This is a genomic window from Actinoplanes sp. NPDC051343, assembly GCF_044455125.1.
Classification (GTDB): Bacteria; Actinomycetota; Actinomycetes; order Mycobacteriales; family Micromonosporaceae; genus Actinoplanes.
The window spans coordinates 23,860-45,715 of the sequence record NZ_JBITEL010000021.1 but is presented as its reverse complement, the minus strand read 5'-3'; the positions used below and the strand labels follow the sequence as shown (position 1 = coordinate 45,715).

Annotated in this window: 18 protein-coding genes; 11 read left to right on the top strand and 7 right to left on the bottom strand. The window is 70.3% G+C overall.

Annotated features, from left to right (window positions below):
* Nucleotides 1-52: 52 nt before the first annotated feature.
* Nucleotides 53-1,663, top strand: a complete 1,611-nt coding sequence (locus ACIA5C_RS44400; protein ID WP_396066523.1) for a methyl-accepting chemotaxis protein — start codon at nucleotides 53-55, stop codon at nucleotides 1,661-1,663.
* On the opposite strand, the gene ACIA5C_RS44395 is transcribed toward ACIA5C_RS44400, so the two are convergent.
* The 4 genes from ACIA5C_RS44395 to ACIA5C_RS44380 form a co-directional block, all read right to left on the bottom strand.
* A complete protein-coding gene (locus ACIA5C_RS44395) occupies nucleotides 1,660-2,067 on the bottom strand; it encodes a hypothetical protein (RefSeq protein ID WP_396066521.1) in 408 nt (135 codons plus the stop codon). The two genes, ACIA5C_RS44400 and ACIA5C_RS44395, sit on opposite strands and share 4 nt — an antisense overlap.
* On the bottom strand, nucleotides 2,064-2,897 hold the full coding sequence (locus tag ACIA5C_RS44390; protein WP_396066519.1) for a heavy metal-binding domain-containing protein: 834 nt from the start codon (nucleotides 2,895-2,897) through the stop codon (nucleotides 2,064-2,066). The genes ACIA5C_RS44395 and ACIA5C_RS44390 overlap by 4 nt, the downstream gene beginning before the upstream one ends.
* The gene (locus ACIA5C_RS44385) at nucleotides 2,894-3,775 is read right to left on the bottom strand and encodes a heavy metal-binding domain-containing protein (protein ID WP_396066517.1); all 882 of its coding nucleotides are present in this window, start codon (nucleotides 3,773-3,775) and stop codon (nucleotides 2,894-2,896) included. Before ACIA5C_RS44385 ends, ACIA5C_RS44390 begins: the two co-directional genes overlap by 4 nt.
* A 190-nt stretch (nucleotides 3,776-3,965) precedes the next feature.
* Complete coding sequence (locus tag ACIA5C_RS44380; RefSeq protein WP_396066515.1) at nucleotides 3,966-4,886, bottom strand: DMT family transporter; 921 nt, start codon at nucleotides 4,884-4,886, stop codon at nucleotides 3,966-3,968.
* A gap of 212 nt (nucleotides 4,887-5,098) precedes the next feature.
* Here ACIA5C_RS44380 and ACIA5C_RS44375 point away from each other — a divergent pair, with 212 nt between their 5' ends.
* Nucleotides 5,099-5,458, top strand: coding sequence for a BlaI/MecI/CopY family transcriptional regulator (locus ACIA5C_RS44375; RefSeq protein ID WP_396066513.1), 360 nt, complete (start codon nucleotides 5,099-5,101; stop codon nucleotides 5,456-5,458).
* On the top strand, nucleotides 5,455-6,339 hold the full coding sequence (locus tag ACIA5C_RS44370) for a M48 family metalloprotease (protein ID WP_396066511.1): 885 nt from the start codon (nucleotides 5,455-5,457) through the stop codon (nucleotides 6,337-6,339). The genes ACIA5C_RS44375 and ACIA5C_RS44370 overlap by 4 nt, the downstream gene beginning before the upstream one ends.
* Before the next feature lie 47 nt (nucleotides 6,340-6,386).
* Here ACIA5C_RS44370 and ACIA5C_RS44365 read toward each other — a convergent pair whose 3' ends face one another.
* Nucleotides 6,387-6,914 (bottom strand): DUF4142 domain-containing protein, encoded by a 528-nt coding sequence (locus ACIA5C_RS44365; RefSeq protein WP_396066508.1) that lies wholly within the window; start codon nucleotides 6,912-6,914, stop codon nucleotides 6,387-6,389.
* 103 nt (nucleotides 6,915-7,017) lie between these two features.
* On the opposite strand from ACIA5C_RS44365, the gene ACIA5C_RS44360 reads away from it, so the two are divergent.
* The 6 genes from ACIA5C_RS44360 to ACIA5C_RS44335 all read left to right on the top strand — a co-directional run bounded on the left by ACIA5C_RS44360 (nucleotide 7,018) and on the right by ACIA5C_RS44335 (nucleotide 18,227).
* The gene (locus ACIA5C_RS44360) at nucleotides 7,018-8,037 is read left to right on the top strand and encodes an LLM class flavin-dependent oxidoreductase (protein ID WP_396066506.1); all 1,020 of its coding nucleotides are present in this window, start codon (nucleotides 7,018-7,020) and stop codon (nucleotides 8,035-8,037) included.
* Nucleotides 8,038-8,047: 10 nt separating this feature from the next.
* Nucleotides 8,048-9,028, top strand: coding sequence for an aldo/keto reductase (locus ACIA5C_RS44355; protein WP_396066504.1), 981 nt, complete (start codon nucleotides 8,048-8,050; stop codon nucleotides 9,026-9,028).
* A 64-nt stretch (nucleotides 9,029-9,092) separates the two neighbouring features.
* Entirely contained in the window at nucleotides 9,093-14,549 is a 5,457-nt protein-coding gene (locus ACIA5C_RS44350) for a carboxyl transferase domain-containing protein (protein ID WP_396066502.1), read from the top strand.
* 204 nt (nucleotides 14,550-14,753) lie between these two features.
* Complete coding sequence (locus ACIA5C_RS44345; protein WP_396066500.1) at nucleotides 14,754-15,443, top strand: hypothetical protein; 690 nt, start codon at nucleotides 14,754-14,756, stop codon at nucleotides 15,441-15,443.
* A 1,406-nt stretch (nucleotides 15,444-16,849) separates the two neighbouring features.
* On the top strand, nucleotides 16,850-17,389 hold the full coding sequence (locus ACIA5C_RS44340) for a GNAT family N-acetyltransferase (RefSeq protein ID WP_396066498.1): 540 nt from the start codon (nucleotides 16,850-16,852) through the stop codon (nucleotides 17,387-17,389).
* Between the two features lie 85 nt (nucleotides 17,390-17,474).
* The gene (locus tag ACIA5C_RS44335; RefSeq protein ID WP_396066496.1) at nucleotides 17,475-18,227 is read left to right on the top strand and encodes a class I SAM-dependent methyltransferase; all 753 of its coding nucleotides are present in this window, start codon (nucleotides 17,475-17,477) and stop codon (nucleotides 18,225-18,227) included.
* A 115-nt stretch (nucleotides 18,228-18,342) separates the two neighbouring features.
* On the opposite strand, the gene ACIA5C_RS44330 is transcribed toward ACIA5C_RS44335, so the two are convergent.
* A complete protein-coding gene (locus ACIA5C_RS44330; protein ID WP_396066494.1) occupies nucleotides 18,343-19,065 on the bottom strand; it encodes an LPXTG cell wall anchor domain-containing protein in 723 nt (240 codons plus the stop codon).
* Between the two features lie 196 nt (nucleotides 19,066-19,261).
* Between ACIA5C_RS44330 and ACIA5C_RS44325 the strand changes: the two genes are divergently transcribed.
* The gene (locus ACIA5C_RS44325; RefSeq protein ID WP_396066492.1) at nucleotides 19,262-19,579 is read left to right on the top strand and encodes a VOC family protein; all 318 of its coding nucleotides are present in this window, start codon (nucleotides 19,262-19,264) and stop codon (nucleotides 19,577-19,579) included.
* A gap of 286 nt (nucleotides 19,580-19,865) precedes the next feature.
* A complete protein-coding gene (locus tag ACIA5C_RS44320) occupies nucleotides 19,866-20,159 on the top strand; it encodes a hypothetical protein (RefSeq protein ID WP_396066490.1) in 294 nt (97 codons plus the stop codon).
* A gap of 83 nt (nucleotides 20,160-20,242) precedes the next feature.
* On the opposite strand, the gene ACIA5C_RS44315 is transcribed toward ACIA5C_RS44320, so the two are convergent.
* Complete coding sequence (locus ACIA5C_RS44315; RefSeq protein ID WP_396066488.1) at nucleotides 20,243-21,751, bottom strand: MFS transporter; 1,509 nt, start codon at nucleotides 21,749-21,751, stop codon at nucleotides 20,243-20,245.
* Between the last annotated feature and the right edge of the window lie 105 nt (nucleotides 21,752-21,856).

Below are 21,856 nucleotides of genomic sequence, written 5' to 3'. Positions count from 1 at the left end.
TGTTTTCGAAAGCGCATCTGGCTCGTCACGGAAGCCACATATCGTGATAATCATGCGGCTCTTCGGCAATATCTCGATCGGCGTGCGACTGGCTGGGGCGTTCATCTGTGTATGCCTCTGCCTCCTGGTTGCCGTCGCGATCGGTCTGTGGGGCCAGAGCACGACGCAGCATGCCACCGACGACCTCGCGGTCGCCGGCAACCTGCGCCGCGACGCCATGGTGGTCAAGTTCCGCACCGCCGACTTCAACGGCTGGCAGAACGGGTACGCCCTCGACATTCTGCGCGGGGTCAACGGCGCCACCGACGACACCGTCGGGTCACGAGCCAAGTTCCTCGCCTCGACGACCGCCTTCCGCGACGACCTGGCCGCGGTGCGGAAATATCAGCTGCGCGGCGCCGAGCAGACCGTGCTGACCTCGGTCACGCAGTCGTTCGAGCAGTTCATGTCGGTCGACCAGCAGGTTATCGCGGCGTACCGGACCGGCACCCCGGCCGGACGTGCCCAGGCCAACAATCTGGTCGCCGGGCAGGAGGTGACCCTGATGGACCAGATCTTCGACTCGGTCGACCAGCTCGCCAAGCTCACCACCGAGGACGCCGACCAGGCCAAGAAGGAGGCCGACCACGCGTCGGCCACCGCGCGGACGCTGATGATCGTTGCCGGGCTGCTCTGCCTCGCCCTGGCCGCCCTGCTCGCCGTGCTGGTCACCCGAAGCATCACCGTGCCTCTGAAGTCGACGGTGGGCGCGCTTCGCGACATCGCCGACAAGGACCTGACCGTCCGCGCCCCGCAGAACGGCCGCGACGAACTCGCCACCATGGGCCGGGCGGTCAACGAGACGGTCGACGTCCTGCTGGCCACCTTCGGCACGATCGGCGAGAGCAGCCGTACGCTGGCCGGCGCCTCCAGCGAACTGACCGCCGCGGCCGGCCGCATCTCGGACGCCGCCGGCGACGCCTCCAGCCAGTCCGAACGCGTCGCCTCGGCGGCCGAGGAGGTCTCGCGCAGCGTGCAGACCGTCGCGTCGGGCACCGAGGAGATGAACGCGGCGATCCGCGAGATCTCGGGCAGCGCCAGCATGGCCGCCGGGATCGCCGCCAACGGCGTGGAGAGCGCCCGCGAGGCCGGCGACACGATCGGTCAGCTGGGTCGGTCGAGCGCCGAGATCGGCGCGGTCGTCAAGCTGATCACCTCGATCGCCGAGCAGACCAACCTGCTCGCCCTCAACGCCACCATCGAGGCGGCCCGGGCCGGCGACGCCGGCAAGGGCTTCGCGGTCGTCGCCTCCGAGGTCAAGGACCTGGCCCAGGAGACCGCGCGGGCGACCGAGGACATCTCGGCCCGGGTGCAGGCGATCCAGCACGACACCGGCGCGGCCGTCGCGGCGATCGACCGGATCAGCACGATCATCCGCGAGGTGAACGAGCACTCGACGACGATCGCGGCCGCAGTCGAGGAGCAGACCGCGACCACCGCCGAGATGAGCCGCAACATCGTCGAGGCGGCGACCGGTGCGGGCGAGATCGCGGAAAGCGTCTCCGGGGTCGCGACCGCCGCCCAGATCACGGCCGAGGGCGTGACCGAGGCCCAGGAGACCGCCTCCCAGCTCGAGCTGATGTCCCGCGAGCTGAACGCGGTCGTGACGCAGTTCCGCGTCTAGGACAAGCCCTGGCCGAGCAGGTTGGTGAGCGCCTCCCGGGCCGCGGCCGAGTTGTCCGCCAACTTGGACAGCACCCCGGCCAGGGCGACCAGCCACTCGTCGATCCCGACCGTGCTGCGCTTGATCGTCACGCCGCGGACGATCTGCCGGACCTCGGCGTTTCCCGGGCGCAGAACCAGAAGCGAATCCGGAGTGGTCACGGTCAGCGCCACCGGGGTGCCCTCGCGCCCGTTCATCCGGTCGGCCAGCGACCGCTTGCGCTCGACCTCGACCATGCCCGGCGGCAACGCGTCGCCCAGCACCGACGTGAGCACCCGGGTGAGCGACTCGACGTCGGCCCGGTCCGAGCGCAGCGCGGCCGCGATCAGGTGCAGGTCGCCCATCGGGCCCAGCGAGTCGGTCATCGGTCGGTCAGGGGCAGCACGAGCTGCGGCTTGGCGATCACGTGGTCGGCGCGCAGCGGGCGGACGGCCGTGCCGATCGCGAAGAACTCGGTCGTGTGACCGCCCCAGCGGTGGGTGTTGGAGAGCATCTGCACCCCGACGATGCCCTCGGCCCCGAGCGCCTCGGCCTCGGCCTGCATGCGGCTCATCGCCAGCTCGCGCGCGTCGTACAGCGCCTCGGTGTACTGCGGGATCTCCACGTTCTGCCCGATGTTGCCCATCGCCTGCCAGAACCGCTGGTGGGCGATGTGGTAGACGCAGGTGCCCATGGTCATGCCGAGCGGCGCGTAACCGGCCTGGATCAGCGTCCAGAAGTCCTGCCCGGACAGGTCGCTGGTGAACGGCTGGTTGTGCCGGTTGCGCCAGGTGCCGCCCGAGGCCGGCGGGGCGTCGCCCTTGACCGCGGTGCCGATCGCGATGAACTCGGCCAGGTCGGAGCCGAACTCCTTGAACTCGATGTCGAGCCGCACCCCGACGATGCCGTCGGCGCCGAGCGCGTCGGCCTCCGCCTCCATGCGGGTCATCGCCAGCTCGCGGGCGTGGTACATCGCCTGGGACAGCGACTCCAGCTCCTGATTTTTGCTCCACCGGCCGAACTGGATGCCGACGTGGTAGATGCTCGAGCCGAGCACCAGCCCGAGCGGCCGGAACCCGGCCTCCCGCACCAGCAGGAACTCGTTGACGCTCAGATCGGAGGTGAACAGGCTGGTGGCCTGGCCGGGGCGCATCTGCGCCAGGCGGCGCATCGCGTCGTCGGGGACGCCGAGGGCGTCGGAAGTGTTCACGGTCATCGGGAGCTCCGCAGCGGCAGGATGGTGAGACTGCTGGTGGTGGCCTTGCGCCCGGTGTGGAACCGGGCGATCGCGTTGCCGGTGACGACACACTCGGCGACGTGGTCGGTATGGTTTTCGCCCACCTCGATCGGCCACACGTGTGACCAGAGGCCGGAGAGCAGCGCGGCGTCGCCGCCGAGCCGGGACGCCCGGCCGGCGAACTCGCGCCGGGCCTGCGCGCGTACGTGGGTGAGCAGCTCGGTGTAGCCGCTGACCTCGGTGTTGCCGGCCATCCAGCCGGTCTGGGACTGGGTGCGCCAGTCGTCGTGCCGCACCGCGATCGAGATGCCGTACGCGATGCCGGACGGCACCCAGCCCGCGGCGAGCAGCTTGGCCACGTCCTGGCCGCCGAGGTCGGTGGAGAACGCGGTCGCCGGCCGCTCCCGGCCGCGCGAACGCACCGCGGTGCCGAGCGCCATGAACTCGCGCTTCTGCCCCTCCATGCGCTCGTCGGTGAAACGCACCCCGACCACGCCGTCGGCGCGTAGCGCGGTCGCCTCCTGGTGCATCCGGTCGAGCGCGGTGTCGCGCCCCTGCCGGACCGCCCTGGCGTACGGCTCGTAGCCGGACCAGCGCGACGGCCGCGACACCGCCGCCGGGCCGTAGTAACCGCCGGTCAGACCCGGTGTCCAGCCGCAGCCGCCGTAACCCTGGAAGCCGATCTGCATCACCGCGGTGCCGAGCACCTCGCCGACCACGTCGAACCCGGCCGCCTCGAGCCCGGCCAGCCCGTCGGCCGACAGCAGCGAGGTGCGCACCCCGTCGCGGGCGGCGCGCTCGATGCGGGCGCGGGCCACCGGTGGCAGTCCGCGCCCGTCCCACCCGTCAACCGTCACTGTTCAGTCATACCGCGCCGCCGCCAGCGTGGCACTCCCCGGTCGGACAAGATCACTGCCGGGGTCGCCGGAACGGCCACCGACGAGCGACGGAACCGGGCGATCGCGGTGCCGACGATCCGGCACTCGGCCGAGTGGTCGACGTGGCCGGGCGGCTCGTGCCGGCCGGCCTCCGCGCCCGTCCCACCCGTCAGCCGTCACTGCTCACTGATACCGCGTGGCGTCCACCGGCGCGGACCCGTGGTTCCAGCACCAGGGCGACGACCAGCAGGGCGGCTCCGGCGAGGCCGGCCGGGCCCAGCCGGTCACCCAGCACGATCGCGGCGAGCGCGGTGCCGATCAGCGGTTCCAGCAGGGCCATCAGCGAGGCGGTTCCGGCCGGGGCGGTGCGCAGGCCCCGGAAGTACGCCGCGTACCCCAGCGCCGTCGGACCGACCGCGATGGCGGCCGCCAGCCCCAGCCCGGCCGGGTCGACGGTGAAGCGCAGACCGGTGGTCGCCGCGGCGATCGGGGCGAGCAGCGCCGCGCCGAGGGTGAACGACCAGCCGGTCGTGGCGATCTCGTCGAGGCCGGGCACCGGCCGCGCCTGAATCAGCGTCATGGCGGCGAACCCGGCCGCCGCGACCAGGGCAAACCCGCCTCCGGCGAGCAGGGCGGTCAGGTTGCGGGTGCCGTCCGGTACGCCGACGAGCAGGGCCAGCCCGGCGACGGCCAGAGTGGCGATGCCCGCCGCGCCCGGCCCGATCCGCCGGCGCCCGGTGGCCGCCTCGGCGGTCAGCACCAGAACCGGCGAGGCCCCGATGGTGAGCAGGGTGGCCACGCTCACGCCGACCGTCTGCACGGCCGCGAAGTAGGTGGCCTGGAAGAGCGCGGCGAGCCCGCCGACGATCGCGATCCGGGTGCGGGCGTCCCGGCCCCGCGGCACCGGCCGGCGGGTCGCGGTGCGGACGGCGACCAGCAGCAGACCGCCGCCGCCGAGCCGGTAGGCGGCGACGGCCAGCGGGCCGAGACCGGTGTGGTGGGCGAGCAGGCTGCCGGTGAGCCCGCCGGTACCCCAGAGGACACCGGCGACGACGAGAAAGCCGACGCCGGACGTGTTTCGGTGCAACATGGACTTGTCACTCGCTTCTGCGACGAAGGATCAGGGTCGCGGAAAGCGGGGAGCCACGGCGTACGCCAGAAGAGCGCGCCCACCCGGGGCGCGCGACCGAAAGTCCCCGCTCAGGCGAGCGGCGGGGAGTTCACGATGCGACGCACGCCCCGATGTTATGCCGTCGCCGATTCGCCGGCCGCCGGGCACCCGGCAGACGGTAGCCTTCCGGCATGGTGAACAGGCGCGGGCGTGGCGAGCTCGAGTCCGAGGTGATGGCGGCACTGTGGGCCGCCGAGGGCCCGATGACCGCGGCCGGGGTGCAGACCGTGCTCGGTGACGGGCTGGCCTACAACACCGTGCAGACCATCCTGATCCGGCTGCTGGAAAAGGGCGTGGTCAAGCGGGCGCCGGCCGGGCGCGGTCACGCCTACTGGCCGGTTCAGGACGCGGCGACCACGGCCGCCGACCGCATGCGGGCGGCCCTCGACGGGCGGCCGGACCGGCGGGCGGTGCTGCAGCAGTTCGCGGCCGGCCTCGACGCGGTCGACGCCTCGACGCTACGGTCGCTGCTCGAGGAACGCGACTCGTGACCGCCGTCGTCTACCTGCCACTCCTGCTGCCGGTCCTGGTCTCGCTGGCCGCCCGCCGGGCCGCCGACCGCGGGCGGCCCGCTCTCGCGGTGAAAGGCCTGGTCGCGGCCGCGTTGGTGACCGCGGCGCTCTCGCTCTGGTCGCTGGTCCTGCTCGCCCTGACCCTCTTCGACGACGTGCCGCCGTGGCGTGCGCTCGGCGCCACCCCCGGCCTGCACCTGCCCAAACCGGTCCCCGACGCGGTCGCGGCGCTCGCGCTGGGCGCGCTCGGCTGGGCGGCGGTCCGGCTCGGGCGCGACCTGCGGCACCGGGCCGACACCGTACGCCGCCTGCGGGAAGCCGGAGCCCCCTCGGCCGGCCTGGTCGTCGCCGACTGGAACTCGCCGCTGGCGGTGGCCGTGCCCGGCCGCCCCGGCCACGTGCTGGTCACCAGCGGGATGCTGCGCGTGCTCGGCCCCGACGAACGCCGCGCGGTGCTGGCCCACGAACGGGCCCACCTCTCCCACCACCACCATCGGGCGGTGTCCGCGGCGGCGGCCGCGGCGGCGGTCAACCCGCTGCTGGTCCCGGTCCGCACCGCGGTCACCTACCTGGTCGAACGCTGGGCCGACGAGGAGGCCGCGGCGGTCGTCGACGACCGCGGCCTGGTGGCCCGCGCAGTCGCCCGGGCGGCCCTGGCAACCACGGGCGAGCCGCTGGCGCCGGCCTTGGGCGTACACGGCGGCGTCATCGTCCGGCGGGTGAGCGCCCTGCGCCGCCCACCGACCGGCGGCGGTGGCCTCCTCCCCTTGGCGGCCCTGGCCGCGGCGGCGGTGTGCCTCCTGGCCGGTGGCGACGCCACCACCGACTTCGTCGAGGTAGCCCGGGCCTGGCTGCGCTAGCCGCGGTCGAAGGCACCGCGGTGGGTGCGGGTCTCCTGACCCTCCGGTCAGCGGGCCGGGCCGCCGTAGCGCAGTGCGGCGTGGTGGGCCATGACCAGCGGGGCGGCGTAGGCGATCAGGTCCTTGACCCGCTGGTCCTCGCCCTTGGCCAGCTCCGTCCGGCCGGCGGCCAGCGCCTCCTCGTGTGCCTTGAGCTGGGTGCGCAGGTAGAGCCGGTCGAAGGCGGCCCGCGGCACCGACTGGTACTTCTTGACGAGGGCCAGCTGGGCCGCGGTCGGCGTGTCGGGCAGCTGCACGCCGGCGGCTCGGGCGACCGCGGTGAGGTGGGTCTCGATGGCGGTGTGGTCGCGGACGAAGCGGGCGCCCAAGGCTCGCACCCGGGGCGACACGCCGCGCTCCTGGGCGATGTTGCCGCCCGCGATCTCGGCCAGGTCGGCCTGGTGGGCGGCGCGGAGGAAGCTGGCATCCTGAACCGGCTCGGCGGCCGGCGGACCCACAGCGCCGGGGGCGGCCGACGCGGGGAGGGCGGAGAGCCCGGTCATCAGCACGGACAGGGCGATGCTTTTCAACAACATGGCGACCTCAGCGGCATAGTTCGGACATAGCGCTCACAAGCGTACGGAAAGGACCGTGGGAGCGGGGGGAATCGCCGGACCACCGGCGGGGTTGGAGGCGACTGTGAAGAAGATCGGTTTCCTGTCCTTCGGGCACTGGCGCGACGCGGCCGGGTCGCAGACCCGCAGCGCGGCCGATGCGCTGCTGCAGACCATCGAGCTGGCCGAAGCGGCCGACGAGCTGGGGGTGAACGGCGCGTTCGTACGCGTGCACCACTTCGAGCGTCAGCTCGCATCGCCCTTTCCGTTGCTCAGCGCCATCGCCGCCCGCACCCGTACGATCGAGATGGGCACCGGCGTGATCGACATGCGCTACGAGAACCCGCTCTACATGGCCGAGGAGGCCGCCGCCACCGACCTGATCAGCGGCGGACGGCTGCAGCTCGGGGTGAGCCGCGGATCGCCGGAGACGGTTCTCGAGGGGGCGCGAAGCTTCGGCTACGAGGCGCCCGACGGCATGACCGCGGCCGACCTCGCCCGGCAGAAGACCGAGGTGTTCCTGCAGGCGATCGAGGGCGCGGCGGTCGCCCGCACCGACCCGGCCCGCACCGGCGGCATCAGCGGCGGTCTCGCGGTCACGCCGCAGTCGCCGGGCCTGCGCGACCGCATCTGGTGGGGCGCCGGCACCCGGGCGACCGCGCAGTGGGCCGCCACCCTCGGCGTCAACCTGCAGAGTTCGACGCTGCTGACCGAGGACACCGGGGTGCCGTTCGACGAGTTGCAGGCCGAGCAGATCCAGCTTTACCGGGACTCCTTCGCCGAGGCCGGGCACACCCGCGCCGCGCAGGTGTCGATCTCCCGGAGCGTGCTGCCGATCACCGAGGAGATCGATCGGATCTACTTCGGCACGCAGGCTCACGACGACCAGGTCGGGCTGCTCGAGGGGGTGCGGTCACGCTTCGGGCGTACGTTCGTGGGTGACCCGGCGCAGATCGCCCAGGAGCTGGCCGCCGACAAGGCCGTGCAGGCCGCCGACTACGTGCTCTTCACCGTCCCGAACCAGCTCGGCGTCGAGTACAACGCCCGCATCCTCGAGACGATCACCAAGCACATCGCGCCGGAAATCGGCTGGAGCGCGGCCTAGATTCGACGGTGTGGAATATGTGAAATTCGGAAACACCGGCATGGACGTCTCGCGGGTGTGCCTCGGTGCGATGAGCTACGGCGTACCGGACCGGGGACCGCACCCGTGGACCCTGCCGGAAGATGAGGCACGGCCGTTCGTCCGTCAGGCTCTTGACCTCGGGATCAATTTCTTCGACACGGCCAACGTCTACTCCGACGGCACCAGCGAGGAGATCCTCGGGCGGGCGCTCAAAGACATGGCCCGCCGGGACGAGATCGTGCTCGCGACCAAGGTGCACGGCGTCCGCAGGCCGGGGCCGAACGGCGGCGGACTCTCCCGCAAGCACATCCTGAGCGAGATCGACGCCTCGCTGAAGCGGCTCGGCACCGACTACGTCGACCTCTATCAGATCCACCGGCTCGACCCCGCGACGCCGATCGAGGAGACCCTCGAGGCGCTGCACGACGTGGTCAAGGCGGGCAAAGCCCGCTACATCGGCGCTTCCTCGATGTTCGCGTGGCAGTTCGCCCAGACGCTCTACCTGGCCGATCTGCACGGCTGGACCCGGTTCGTCTCGATGCAGAACCACTACAACCTCCTCTACCGCGAGGAGGAGCGCGAGATGCTGCCACTCTGCGCCGACCAGGGCATCGCCGTCATCCCGTGGAGCCCGCTCGCGCGCGGACGGCTCGCCCGGCCGCAACAGCAGGACGACACCGCACGCACCCGCGGCGACGAGTTCGGCCGGACGCTCTATCAGGGCGCCGAGGAAGCCGACCGCCGGATCGTCGACGCGGTGGGCGAGGTGGCCGGGAAACACGGCGTGCCGCGGGCCCAGGTGGCCCTGGCCTGGGTCGCCGCCAACCCGGTCGTCACGGCGCCGATCGTCGGCGCGACGAAACCCCACCATCTGACGGACGCGGTCGCCGCGGTCTCGCTTGCGCTCGACGACCAGGACGTACGCCTCCTCGAGTCGCACTATCTTCCAAGGGCGGTGGCCGGGTTCTGATGCGCCGGGGCGCGGCGCCTGTAGTCTCCCGGAAAAGAATTTCGGCAAACAGGGGCTCGTCCAGGTGTTCAGTCGTATCGCCATCGTCAACCGTGGTGAGGCCGCCATGCGGCTCATCCATGCCGTTCGTGAGCTGTCCGCGGAGACCGGGGCGGAGGTCGAGATCGTCGCCCTCTACACGGACGTGGACCGGTCGGCCACGTTCGTCCGTCAGGCCGACATCGCGTACGACCTCGGCCCGGCCGCCGGTCGGCCCTACCTCGACCTCAAGGTCCTCGAGCACGCGCTGGTCGAGACCGGGGCCGACGCGGCCTGGGTCGGCTGGGGCTTCGTGGCCGAAGATCCGGCGTTCGCCGAGCTGTGCGAGCGCATCGGGGTCACGTTCATCGGCCCGTCGCCCGACGCCATGCGCCAGCTCGGCGACAAGATCGGCGCGAAGCTGATCGCCGAAGAGGTCGGCGTCCCGGTCGCGCCGTGGAGCCGCGGCCCGGTCGAGACCCTGGAGGCCGCGCTCGAGGCGGCCCAGCGCATCGGCTACCCGCTGATGCTCAAGGCGACCGCGGGCGGCGGCGGCCGCGGCATCCGCGTCGTGCGCGACCCCGACCAGCTGGCCGACGCCTACGAGCGCACCAGCCAGGAGGCGGCGCGCGCCTTCGGCAGCGGCATCGTCTTCCTGGAGCGCCTGGTCACCGGCGCCCGCCACGTCGAGGTGCAGGTGATCGCCGACGGGCAGGGCACCGCGTGGGCACTCGGCGTGCGCGACTGCTCGGTGCAGCGCCGCAACCAGAAGGTCATCGAGGAGTCGGCGTCGCCGGTGCTCCCGCCCGAGCGAGCGGCCGAGCTCAAGGAGTCAGCCGCGCGCCTGGCGGTGCGGGTCGGCTACCGCGGGGCGGCCACGGTCGAGTTCCTCTACCACCCGGGCGACGACCTGCTCGCCTTCCTCGAGGTCAACACCCGGCTCCAGGTCGAGCACCCGATCACCGAGTCGACCAACGGGTTCGACCTCGTCAAGGCCCAGATCCACGTCGCGTCCGGCAACCGGCTCGAGGGCACGCCGCCGGTCGAGCGCGGCCACGCCATCGAGGCCCGGCTCAACGCGGAGGACCCCGACCGCGACTTCGCGCCCTCCCCCGGCCGCATCGCGCGGCTCGACCTGCCGGCCGGTCCGGGCATCCGGGTCGACACCGGGGTCAGCGAGGGCGACACCATCCCGGGTGACTTCGACTCGATGATCGCCAAGGTCATCGCGTACGGGAAGGACCGCGAGGAGGCCCTCGGCCGACTCCGCCGGGCCATGGCCGAGACCACCGTCATCATCGAGGGCGGCACGACCAACAAGAGCTTCGTGCTCGACCTGCTCGACCAGCCCGAGGTGATCGACGGCAGCGCCGACACCGGCTGGATCGACCGGGTCCGCGGCGAGGGCCGGCTGGTCTCCCAGCGGCACTCGGCGGTCGCGCTGGCCGCGGCGGCCATCGAGGCGTACGAGGAGGACGAGCGCGTCGAACGCCAGCGCCTCCTGTCGACCGCGTTCGGCGGCCGGCCCCAGGTGCGCCACGAGAGCGGCCGGCCGCTCGACCTGAAGCTGCGCGGGGCGACCTACCGGGTGAAGGTGGCCCGGGTCGGTGCCCACCGGTTCCGGGTCGGCGTCGAGGCGGGCTCCGACGGGCGCACGGCCGACGTCGAGCTGGAGCGGTACGACAAGCACAGCGGGCGCATCGTGGTCAACGGCGCCCGGCACAAGCTGCTCACCGGCACCCACGGCTCGATCCATCTGGTCGAGGTCGACGGCGTCACCCACCGCATCAGCCGCGACGAGGGCGGCGTGCTGCGCGCCCCGATGCCCGCGCTGGTCGTCGCCACTCCCCTGGCGCCGGGCGCCGAGGTCGAGGCGGGCGCGCCGGTGCTGGTGCTCGAGGCGATGAAGATGGAGGCGGTGCTCCGGGCGCCGTTCAAGGCCCGGGTCAAGGAGTGCCTGGTCTCGGTCGGCGCCAAGGTCGACGCCGGGGCGGCGCTGCTGCGTCTGGAGCCCATCGGTGACGCCTCGGCCGAAGTCGCGGCAGCCGGAGAGCATGTCGAGATCGACCTGCCGTCGGCCGCCGGCACCTCGCCCGGGCAACGGACGGCACGCGGCCAGGACGACCTGCGCAGCCTGCTGCTCGGCTTCGACGTCGACCCGCACGACGAGCGCCGGGTGCTCGCCGACTACCTGGCCGCGCGCGCTTCCTCGGTCGAGGCCGGGGTGCGCCCGCTGGCCGGCGAGGTCGAACTGCTCGACGTCTTCGCCGACCTGACCGAGCTGAGCCGCAACCGCCCGGCCGGCGAGGACGGCGGCAGCGACACCCGGGTGCACAGCGCCCGCGAATACTTCCACACCTACCTGCAGAGCCTCGACGTCGAACGGGCCGGTCTGCCGGCGACGTTCCAGGCCCGGCTGGCCAAGGCGCTCGGCCGCTACGGCGTCACCGAACTGGAACGCACCCCGGCGCTGGAGGCCGCGGTCTTCCGCATCTTCCTGGCCCAGCAGCGGACGGCCGCCGACGCCACGGTGATCGTCAGCCTGCTGCGCATCTGGCTCACCGAGGGGCCGCCCGACGACACCCTGCGCGAACCGGCCGGTCTCGTCCTGGAACGCCTCATCACGGCCGCCCAGGTGCGTTTCCCGGCCGTGGCCGACCTGGCCCGCGCGGTCGTCTTCGCCTGGTTCGGCATGCCGCTGCTGCGGCGCAACCGGGCCCGGGTCTACGCCGAAGTCCGCAAGAGTCTGCGCCACCTCGACGAGCAGCCGCAGGCCGCCGACCGCGACGAGCGGGTCGCCGAGATGGTGCGCAGCACCGAGCCGCTGGTGCGGGTGCTCGGCCAGCGTCTGCGCCGGGCCAACCTCGACAACTCGGTGATGCTCGAGGTGCTGACCCGCCGCTACTACGGCAACAAGGAACTCTCCGCCGTCCGCACCGAAGAGGCGGCGGGCGGCAAGTTCGTGATCGCCGAGCGGCACGCCGGGTCGACGATCGTGTCGGCCGCCGTCGACATCGACAAGCTCGGCGAGGCGCTCGACGGGCTGGCCGCGCTGGCCGACGGCGACACCGCGATCGACGCCGACATCTACCTCGCGTGGGAGGGCCAGCCGGCCGACTCCGACGCGCTGGCCGCCGCGCTGCTGGAGGTCGTCGCCGCGCACCCGCTGCCCCACCGGGTCGGGCGGGTCACGACAACGGTCGCGGGCCGCGGCGGCGCGGTCATGCACCACCACGTGACGTTCCGCCGGAGTGCCGCCGGCATGGTCGAGGAGCGGTTGATCCGCGGCCTCCACCCGCGGGTCGCCCAGCGCATGCAGCTGGAACGCCTCCGCAAGTTCGACCTCACCCGGCTGCCGTCCTCGGACGAGGAGATCTACCTCTTCCGCTGCATCGCCCGGGAAAACCCGGCCGACGACCGGCTGATCGCCTTCGCCCAGGTACGCGACCTGACCGAACTCCGGGAGCACGACGGCCGCCTGGTCGCCCTGCCCACGGCCGAGGACACGATCGCGACCTGCCTCGACTCGATCCGCCGGGCCCAGCAGCAGCGGCCGTCCGACAAGCGGTTCAACACCAACCGCATCGTCATCTACGTGTGGCCGCCGGTGTCGATCAGCCGCGACGAGATGGAGATGATCGCCCGCCGCATCGCGCCGACCACCGCCGGCGCGGGCCTCGAGGAGATCCTGTTCATCGCGCGGCGCATCGATTCGTCCGGCTCGCTGGTCAAGACCGCGGTGCGGATCACCTTCGAAGCGGCCGGCGGCACCTCGCTGACCATCGGCGAGCCCTCCGACGAGCCGATCGAGCCGCTGGACGGCTACCGGCAGAAGGTGCTGCGGGCCCGCGCACGCAACACCGAATACCCGTACGAGCTGGCCGGCCTGATCGGCGACTTCGTCGAGCACGACCTGTCCGACGGCGTTCTGGTGCCGGTCGACCGGCCCAAGGGGCGCAACAGCGCGGCCATGGTCGCCGGCGTGGTCACGTCGGTCACCGACCGGCATCCCGAGGGCGTGACCCGGGTCGTGCTGCTCGGCGACCCGACCAAGTCGCTGGGTGCGCTGTCGGAGCCGGAGTGCCGCCGGGTGATCGCGGCCCTCGACCTGGCCTCGCAGATGGCCGTCCCGCTCGAGTGGTACGCGCTGTCGTCCGGCGCGCGCATCTCGATGGACTCGGGCACCGAAAACATGGACTGGGTGGCGGCCGCACTCAAGCGGATCGTCGAGTTCACCCAGGCCGGCGGCGAGATCAACATCGTGGTGGCGGGCATCAACGTCGGTGCACAGCCCTACTGGAACGCCGAAGCCACGATGCTCATGCACACCAAGGGCATCCTGGTGATGACGCCCGAGTCGGCGATGGTGCTCACCGGCAAGCAGGCGCTCGACTTCTCCGGCGGAGTGTCGGCCGAGGACAACTTCGGCATCGGCGGCTACGACCGGGTGATGGGCCCCAACGGTCAGGCCCAATACTGGGCGCCGTCATTGAGTGCCGCCCACGACGTGCTGATGGCCCACTACGACCACACGTACGTCGTACCGGGCGAAAGCGCGCCGCGGCGCGCCCCTTCCTCGGACCCGGCCGACCGCGACATCTCGGACTTCCCCCACAGCATCCCGGACAGCGACTTCACCACGGTCGGCCAGATCTTCTCGGCGGTGTCCAACCCCGACCGCAAAAAGCCGTTCGACATCCGCACGGTGATGCGCGCGCTCGCCGACCAGGACCACCCGGTGCTGGAACGGTGGGCCGGCATGGCCGACGCGGAAACCGCGGTGGTGCAGGACGTACGCCTCGGCGGCATCCCGGTCTGCCTGCTCGGCATCGAGTCACAGCCGGTGCCCCGGCGCGGATTCCCGCCCACCGACGGCCCCGACACCTACACCGCGGGCACGCTGTTCCCGCGCTCCTCGAAGAAGGCGGCCCGCGCGATCAACGCGGCCAGCGGCAACCGCCCGCTGGTCGTGCTGGCCAACCTGTCCGGCTTCGACGGCTCACCGGAGTCGATGCGCAAGCTCCAGCTGGAGTACGGCGCCGAGATCGGCCGGGCCATCGTCAACTTCGACGGCCCGATCGTCTTCACGGTAATTTCCCGCTACCACGGCGGCGCGTTCGTGGTCTTCTCGAAGGCGCTCAACCCGCGGATGACGGTGCTGGCGCTGGAGGGCTCGTTCGCCTCGGTGCTGGGCGGCGCCCCAGCCGCGGCGGCGGTCTTCGCCGGCGACGTCAACGCCCGCACGGCGTCAGACCCCCGGGTAAAGGCGCTCGAGCAGCGGCTGGCGACGGCGTCGGGCACCGACCGGGGCCCGCTGGCCGCCGAGCTGGACGAGCTGCGGGCGTCGGTGCGGGCCGAGAAGCTCAACGAGGTGGCGGCCGAGTTCGACCGGGTGCACAGCATTCAGCGCGCGGTCCGGGTCGGCTCAGTCGACGCCGTGATCACCGCCGCCGAGCTCCGGCCCCGCATCATCGCGGCGATCGAGTCGGGCCTGACCGAGTAGTCCGGTTTCGCCGGGCCGGGCGGCTTCGGCCGCCCGGCCGCACACCTGCCGCCGACCGGCGGGCCGCTCACGCACGGTGACGGGTGCGGGAGGCGAGACGCACCTTGTCCGCGGCAGATCCGGATACTCATGGCGCTCCCGCTTCTCCTGGTCGTGTCGCACCGTGGGTACTGAGCTGAGCCTTTTAGCTCGCAGATTATCCGCGTGCTGATTGCATCTTCCGATTCAACGAGCACAATGGACGCCGTGGACGGACGCGCGTACCTGGTGAGCCTGATTGATCAACGCTTGCGCCGCAGCGGTGAGCGGGTCACAAATGCCTTGGACCTCGCCGAACTGAAAGGCGTGGCCCAAGGTCTGGTGGCCTCTGGCGCTTTAACCACGGAGGCGATGCGGGATCTTCTCGCCGAGAAGGGTGTGGAACCCCCACTGGGAGCAGTTGTACTGCAGGATGATGCACGTGCAACATTCACCCAGGCGGATAACAGCGCTCGGCGAGCTGCAGTGGAGTCACTCGCAGCCGACCGAGCAACGGGTGCCGACACGCACGAGTTTCTCAGTCGCGTTATACCCGCTGTGGGCCAAGAGTTGGACATCGCTGGCCGCAAGGCCTCACTCATCTCCCTCGACGTCTGGTCGAGACTGTTCGTCTTACGGTTCGCGTATCCGTCAAGCGATCTGCGATTCTCCACCGACGTTGCGGCTGCGCACTGGTATGCGGAGGACGATCGCAAAACCCGCTTCGACAGCTGTGGCAGCGCATGGGACGGCATCGATGGCATGGCGTTTCACCAGCAGTATTTCAAACCGGGAATCCCTGACGGGGTCTCTGAACTGGAATTTTCGGTTGAGCTTCGAGGCGCGAAGAGTACGGCGTCAATCAGAGTTTCATGAATGGATAGGCGTAGGCGCGGATGGGAACCGTTCGATCCCATTCGCACCTACGTGTGCCCTGGTCGATGTTCCGCTTTTCATTAGTTCAGTGTGTCGCCGGTATTGATGTCACGGTCGTGATTGGAAGGCATTCAAGGACGTCAGGCGTCTGCGGGAGTGGCGCTTTGCAGTCCGAGTTCCACTCGCTCCATATGTAGCCTGCCGGCAGCATCATGAGCTGGTCGCCACTTCCCCAATAAGACCCCACGCACGCTGCGGCGACGCATGAGAGCGTTTTGTCGCCGGTGGGGATGGCGTTACACGTGCCGCATCCTTTAGCAGGAGTCGAATTGATATTTGACCCGTTGAACCAAAGAGTTGCCTGCGTGCTCAGAGCTGCCATCGATTGCCCAGAGGCTGTGGGAGTGCAAGTGATACCGGCGCCGAACGTGACAACCGCGTTGGTGATGGCTCCGTTCGTGTAGTACGCCTTCCAACTGACATGGAGTTGCGACCAATAATCACATCCCCCGAGCGGTGGAACCTGCAATGTGCTGACGGCACCTTCGGCGGGTCGAGAAACCGCCTTCCCTACATGAACCTTGGCGACGCCGCCGCCATAGAGCACAACCGAGCCTCTGGGCGTATTCCCTGCCGCGGGCGACGGGTCGGCGAAAGCCGCTGTCGGCGCAACCGTCACAGCGGCGGCACCGAGTCCAAGACTGAGCAATACAAGCCAGATTTTGCGCGCACGATTTCGCAAAGTAATCTCCCTCTGATCGGTGCCGTAGGCACGGCAAAACGCTGAATCCCGTCCGCCTAATCGGCAGCGAGAAATTTCAGCTGGACCTGTTGGAGGCCGAGTGGGGACTACGCCCTACACTCAATTCGATGACTTTCGCGACCATCGCTCGTATTGCGGCGATGGCCCCCGCGGAACCCGTTCCATCGACACGCGTCGAAGACTATCGGTGATTCTTAACGGCTACAATGCCCATGGAGTCTTACCGGTTGGCACAGTGTGAAAGCCGCAGCCGCCCATAGGGCTCGCCATGAGGCGTTGTGCGGCGTATAACGGTCCACACTCGACGGTGCAGCTGAATCGCCGCCATTCCGTCAACTCCAATGGGCACCACGCAGCGATGACGGCTGCCGTCCGGCCGCCGCTTACCGCGGTCACCACGCGCAGCGAGAGTCACCACCCCGCAGCGAGGGCCCGCGACCATCGGCTACCGAAGCTCGCTCCGCAGCAGACGGATGTCCGTGAGACCGCGGCGAACGGCGCCGGCGGCTTAAATGAAGATCGATGATCGCGCTCACGTCTAGCGTGGTGGCGTGACATCAGGAAGGGCCTTCGGTACGAGCAGAGGTGACTAATCAGCCTGGTGGCCACGCCGAAGTCGGCGGCGGCCGGAGAGGAGCACAGGGTGCAGGCTCATCTGTTCTCGGGCGAGCCGCCCGAGCCGATGCTGGCGGCGGGACGTGCCGTCTACGCGGCGGCCTTCGGCCAATCGCCGTACCACGAAGGACCGGAGCAGGCCGACGGCTTCGTCGCGCGGGTCCGGCGGTACGCGTCCGAGCGGGACGGCGTACGCGTGGTGATCGTGACCGGCGACGAGGGACCGACCGCCGTCGGCCTGGCCGTCCTCGCCCGCCCCGGCGACTGGTGGCGCGACCGGGCCGCCGAGGCCGCCGGTGACGACGCGGCCAAACGCTGGATGGGCGAACTCTGCGTCGAGGTCGTCCACCTGGCCGTCCACCCGCGGGCGCAGGGCCGAGGGCTGGGCAAGCTGGCCCACGATCTGCTGATCGCCGGTTCACCCGCCCCGACCGCGATCCTCGCCTGCAACCCGGTGGCCGAGCGAGCACACCGGCTGTACACCAATCGCGGCTGGACCACCATCGCCGAGGACTTCCAGACGGGCGGCGGTCCCGGCGGCTCGCTGTTGATGGCCCGCGACATCTGAGCAAGCCGCCCGAGCCGAACGGCGCGGCCTCCGTCGATCGGCGGCAGAATGAGCCCGGCGGCGCACACAAAAGGGGAGGCGCTTGATGAGTGAAGGGTTCTACTCCCACGCGACGCTGTATGACCTGATGTTCCCGGGCGGCGGCCCCGCAGTCGACTTCTACCGGGCCGCCGCCGATCGGCAGGGCGGCCGCGTACTGGAGCTCGGTTGCGGCACGGGACACAAGCTGATCCCCGTCGCCTCCGACGGGCATCCGTGCGTCGGCCTGGACTTCTCGGCAGACATGCTGGCCGAGGCCCGACGCAAGGCGAACGAGCGCGGTGTAACGGTGGAATGGATACCGGGCGACATGCGAGCCTTCGATCTGGGCCGCACCTTCGACTTCGTGTTCATCACCGCCAATTCCCTGCTGCATCTGCATGAGGCTGAGGATCTGGTGAGCTGCTTCCGGTCGGTCCGAAAACACCTGGCACCTGGCGCACGGTTCGTCTTCGATGTGTTCAACCCGAGCGTGCATCTGCTTGCCGAAGCCGATGGCGTGCGGCGCACCCGGAAGTCGTTGTCGTTCACGGATCCCGACCGTGGCAACGTCAGCGTCGATATCACGGAGACCTACGACGCGCCCGCGCAAGTTACCCGCGGGACGTGGCGCCTCTCGACCGACTCCGAGCCCGACTTCGTCGTCGCGCCGCTCGACATCAGGAGCATCTTCCCCCAGGAGCTCCCGCTGCTCGTCAGACTCGGCGGCCTCCGGCTCATCGAGCGCTTCGGCGACTGGTCCGGTCGGCCGTTGGCCACGAATTCGCCGCTCCAGCTCTGCATCTGCGAGTCCGCGTGACCGAAGTTGATTGGCCCAAAATCCGCACGCTCACTCATGCACACGAGCGCGCGGCCTGAGCGGATGTCCAGGCGCGCGCCCCGGCGAAACATTGAGCCGGGGCGCCTCGAGTCAGCTATGCCACGAATCGGGAACGGCGTCGGCGTCCGATCAGGAAGCCGGCGCCGCCGATGAGCAGAAGCGCACCGCCGATGCCCGCCACGGTGCCGGTGGCGGTACCGGTCACGGGCAGCCCCCCGCCCTCGCCACCGGAAGCGCCCAGGCCGGCAGAGGAAGTAGGGACTGCTGCACCGGTCGTCGTGACGCTCGGCGTCGGAGTGGATTGAGTCGGAGTGGATTGAGTCGGAGTGGGCTGAGACGCGCAGTCAAGGGCACGTGCGGCGTACAGGCCGTCGTTCAGGTAAGCCAGGAAGGCGTCGATGGCTCCGTCGTCGAGCGCCTTACTTGCGGCCGCATTCACGTTGGCGCCCGCACCCGTCAACGTCCGGACCGCCGAGATCCGCAGATCCGTCGTCCAAGCTTGCTGCAGGCCCGACTTCAGGAATGTCCGCAGGTCATCCACGGTGCCGTCCAGCCGCTCCTGCACTGCACGGGGCAAGGTGGGCAGCGACTCGGCGTCTGCCTCGAACAGGATCTGGTTGGCCAGGATCCGCACCTGCACATCGGTGGCGCTGTCCAGATCGATGGTGACAAGCTTGCGAATATCCTTGTACACCTTGCGCTCGACCGTTTGGCAGGCCTCGTTGAGCCCCGTCGGTTCGCTTTGAGCCAGCGCCGGTGTCGCCGGAATCAGAAAGGCCAGCGCCATCAGGACGCCGGCCGACAACTTCCATCGCATGTGGGTCTTCCTCCCCGTTGCAAGCCAAAACGTGGAGATATTACCGACGCCCGACGAACATGCAAGACGTATGAGGGCGCGACCGGCATGCACCGTCGGTCGTGGACATTTATGCCGAGCGGTTATGGCGTCATTCATCCGGAATATCTCGTTCGACAGCGCTGATCCGTAGGCCCTGGCACGGTTCTGGAGCGACGTGGTCGGCCACCCGGTCGACCCCGAGTGCGTTCCCGACGACACCGAGGTCGTCATCGAACCACAGGGAGGCCCCCGGCTGTTCTTTCAAGCCGTTCCGGAGGACAAGACGGTGAAGAATCGCGTCCACGTCTGCCTTCAGCCGGATGATCGGGACCGCGACGCGGAGGTCGACCGGATCGCCGGCGACGAAGCTGGTGGCGAGTCGGCGGATAATGTCCTCACCGTCGTCGGCGGGCAGGTAGCTCGCGTTCTCGTACCGCTCGCTACTTTTCCACTCCCGCATGTCAGATGGGTCCTCACCGCGGCCCTGAAGTAGAACGGCTCGCCGCTGGGAAGTCGACCTCCGATCTGCACCGGTGCGGCGAAGCAGGTCATTTCGGCCCTCCATCCCTCTGCGTGAAGGACGGCAATCACGTCCTGCCACGCCCGCTCGTGCGCGCCAGCCCAGTCTGCCGAACCGCTCATGGGGCCATGATGGCGCAACGTCCCGCGCCCGGGGCAAAAGCCCTCACGGGACACCTCACGCATCGAATCCCGTTGGACCACGACCCCTGCCATGTTACCTTGGTCCCCCGGGACATAGATAACGAAGGGAGGGTGTCGTGACTTCGGCATCGCACAAGATTGAGCGGGTCCAGCTCGGCGTTCGCATGGAGACGCGACTGGTCAAAGTCCTGAAGGGCCTTGCAGAGTTCAACGACGAGACGCTCGGGGAACTGCTGGAAAAGATCGTCCTGCACTCCTTCGAACCGGTCCCCGGGGACGAAGGAGAGTCGAGCGCAAGCCCGCACGGCAAGGCTCAGCTCAAGGCGATCGAGGATCTCAAGAAGGTCTACGGGCTCGACTACGAGATACACAGCGCACGCGACTTTCCCAAGCAGTCGGGAGACGACTGAACCTCAAACGCGGCCGTCACGGGCCCGCTACGACCGCGAGCCCGCCACCAGAAGGCGCACAACCCGCCGCCGCCAAGGCGGGGTCAACGGCGTGCGGCGACCTTCTCAGGGACCACGGGCTCGGGCATCAGCGCAGGCTCCCGGACGGGCCCGGGCCGCAGGAAGACGGCCGCCAGCACCGCCGCGAGCGCTACCACGACCGCGGCCGTCAGCGACACCAGCACAAAAGCATTGCCGTAGGCGTGTTCGGCGGTCTGCCGCAGCTGGCTTCCCGCCGCCGCAGGCAAAGCAGCCGCCCGCGTCAGCGCGTCGACCAGCGTCCCCGGCAGCACCTGCCGATAGGCGGCCACACCCACCGACCCCAGCACCGCAATTCCCAGTGCACCCCCGAGCTCGGTGCCCGTCTCGGTCACCGCGGCCGCCATCCCCGCCCGCTCCGGCCGCACGGTCGACACGACCAGGTCGGTGGTGAGGATGTAGGCCGGCGCGAGTCCGACCGAGAAGATCACAGTGCCGGCCACGACGGCCGGGAGGGCGACCGCGCCGGCCGCCGCCAGCACGGCGAAGCCGACCGTCATCACGGCCAGGCCGCCCGCGATGACCCGGCCCACCGAGAACCAGCGGGTCAGTCGAGGACCGAACAGTGATGCCAGGAGGTAAGCCACGACCGACGGCAGAGTCCACAGCCCGGCGCGCAGCGGGGTCATGCCGAGCACCAGCTGGAGGTATTGGCCGATCGCGAACTGCGTGCCGTAGAGCACGAAGAACGACAGCGCGTTGGCGACCAGCGCGACCGACACCCGTACGTCCTTCAACAGGGCCAGGTCGAGCAGCGGCTGCGGGTGCCGGCGCTGACGGCGGAGAAACAGGCCGCCCAGGGCTCCGGCCGCGGCGATCGCCAGCAACGGCAACAGCTGCAGGCCGGACGCGGCCAGCCGTTTGAGCCCGTAGACGAAGGTCAGCACCGCGAACAGGCTCAGCAGCGCACCGAACCAGTCGAACCCGGTCGCGTCCCGGTCGCGCGATTCGGGCAGCAGGATCGGGCCGACGATCAGCAGCAGCGCGGTGGCCGGGGCCGCGATCACGAAGACCGAACCCCACCAGAAGTGTTCGAGCAGCACGCCGCCGATCAGGGGCGCGCCGACGCCGCCGAGCGAGAAACCGGCGCTCCACACGCCGAGGGCGAGGCCGCGCTGGCGCGGGTCGGCGAACATCGCCCGGATCAGCGCCAGCGTGGACGGCATCAGCGTCGCACCGGTGAGACCCATGAGGACGCGGGCGCCGATCAGCTGGGCCGGGCTGGTGGCGAACGCGGCGGCCAGCGAGGCGAGCGCGAACGCGGCGGAACCGGTGAGGAGCAGGCGGCGCCGGCCGATGCGGTCGCCGAGCACTCCGGCACCGATCAGGGTGCCGCTGAGGACGAAGACGTAGCTGTCGAGGATCCAGAGGAGCTGGACGTTGCTCGGCCGCAGGGCGGCGGTGAGGCTGGGCGCGGCGAGGTTGAGGACCTCGGCGTCGAGCGAGACGAGCAGGCAGGGCAGGACGAGGACGGCGAGTCCGGCCCAGTCACGTGCGGTTGCGGTCGCACGCATGATTTCACTCCCAACGAGTAACGCTTTGGCTGCGGTCATCACGTTACCCAGGAGAGGGTGGTGCCGCAACGCGATAACAGCGTTTATTGCGTTACGCTGAGGCTC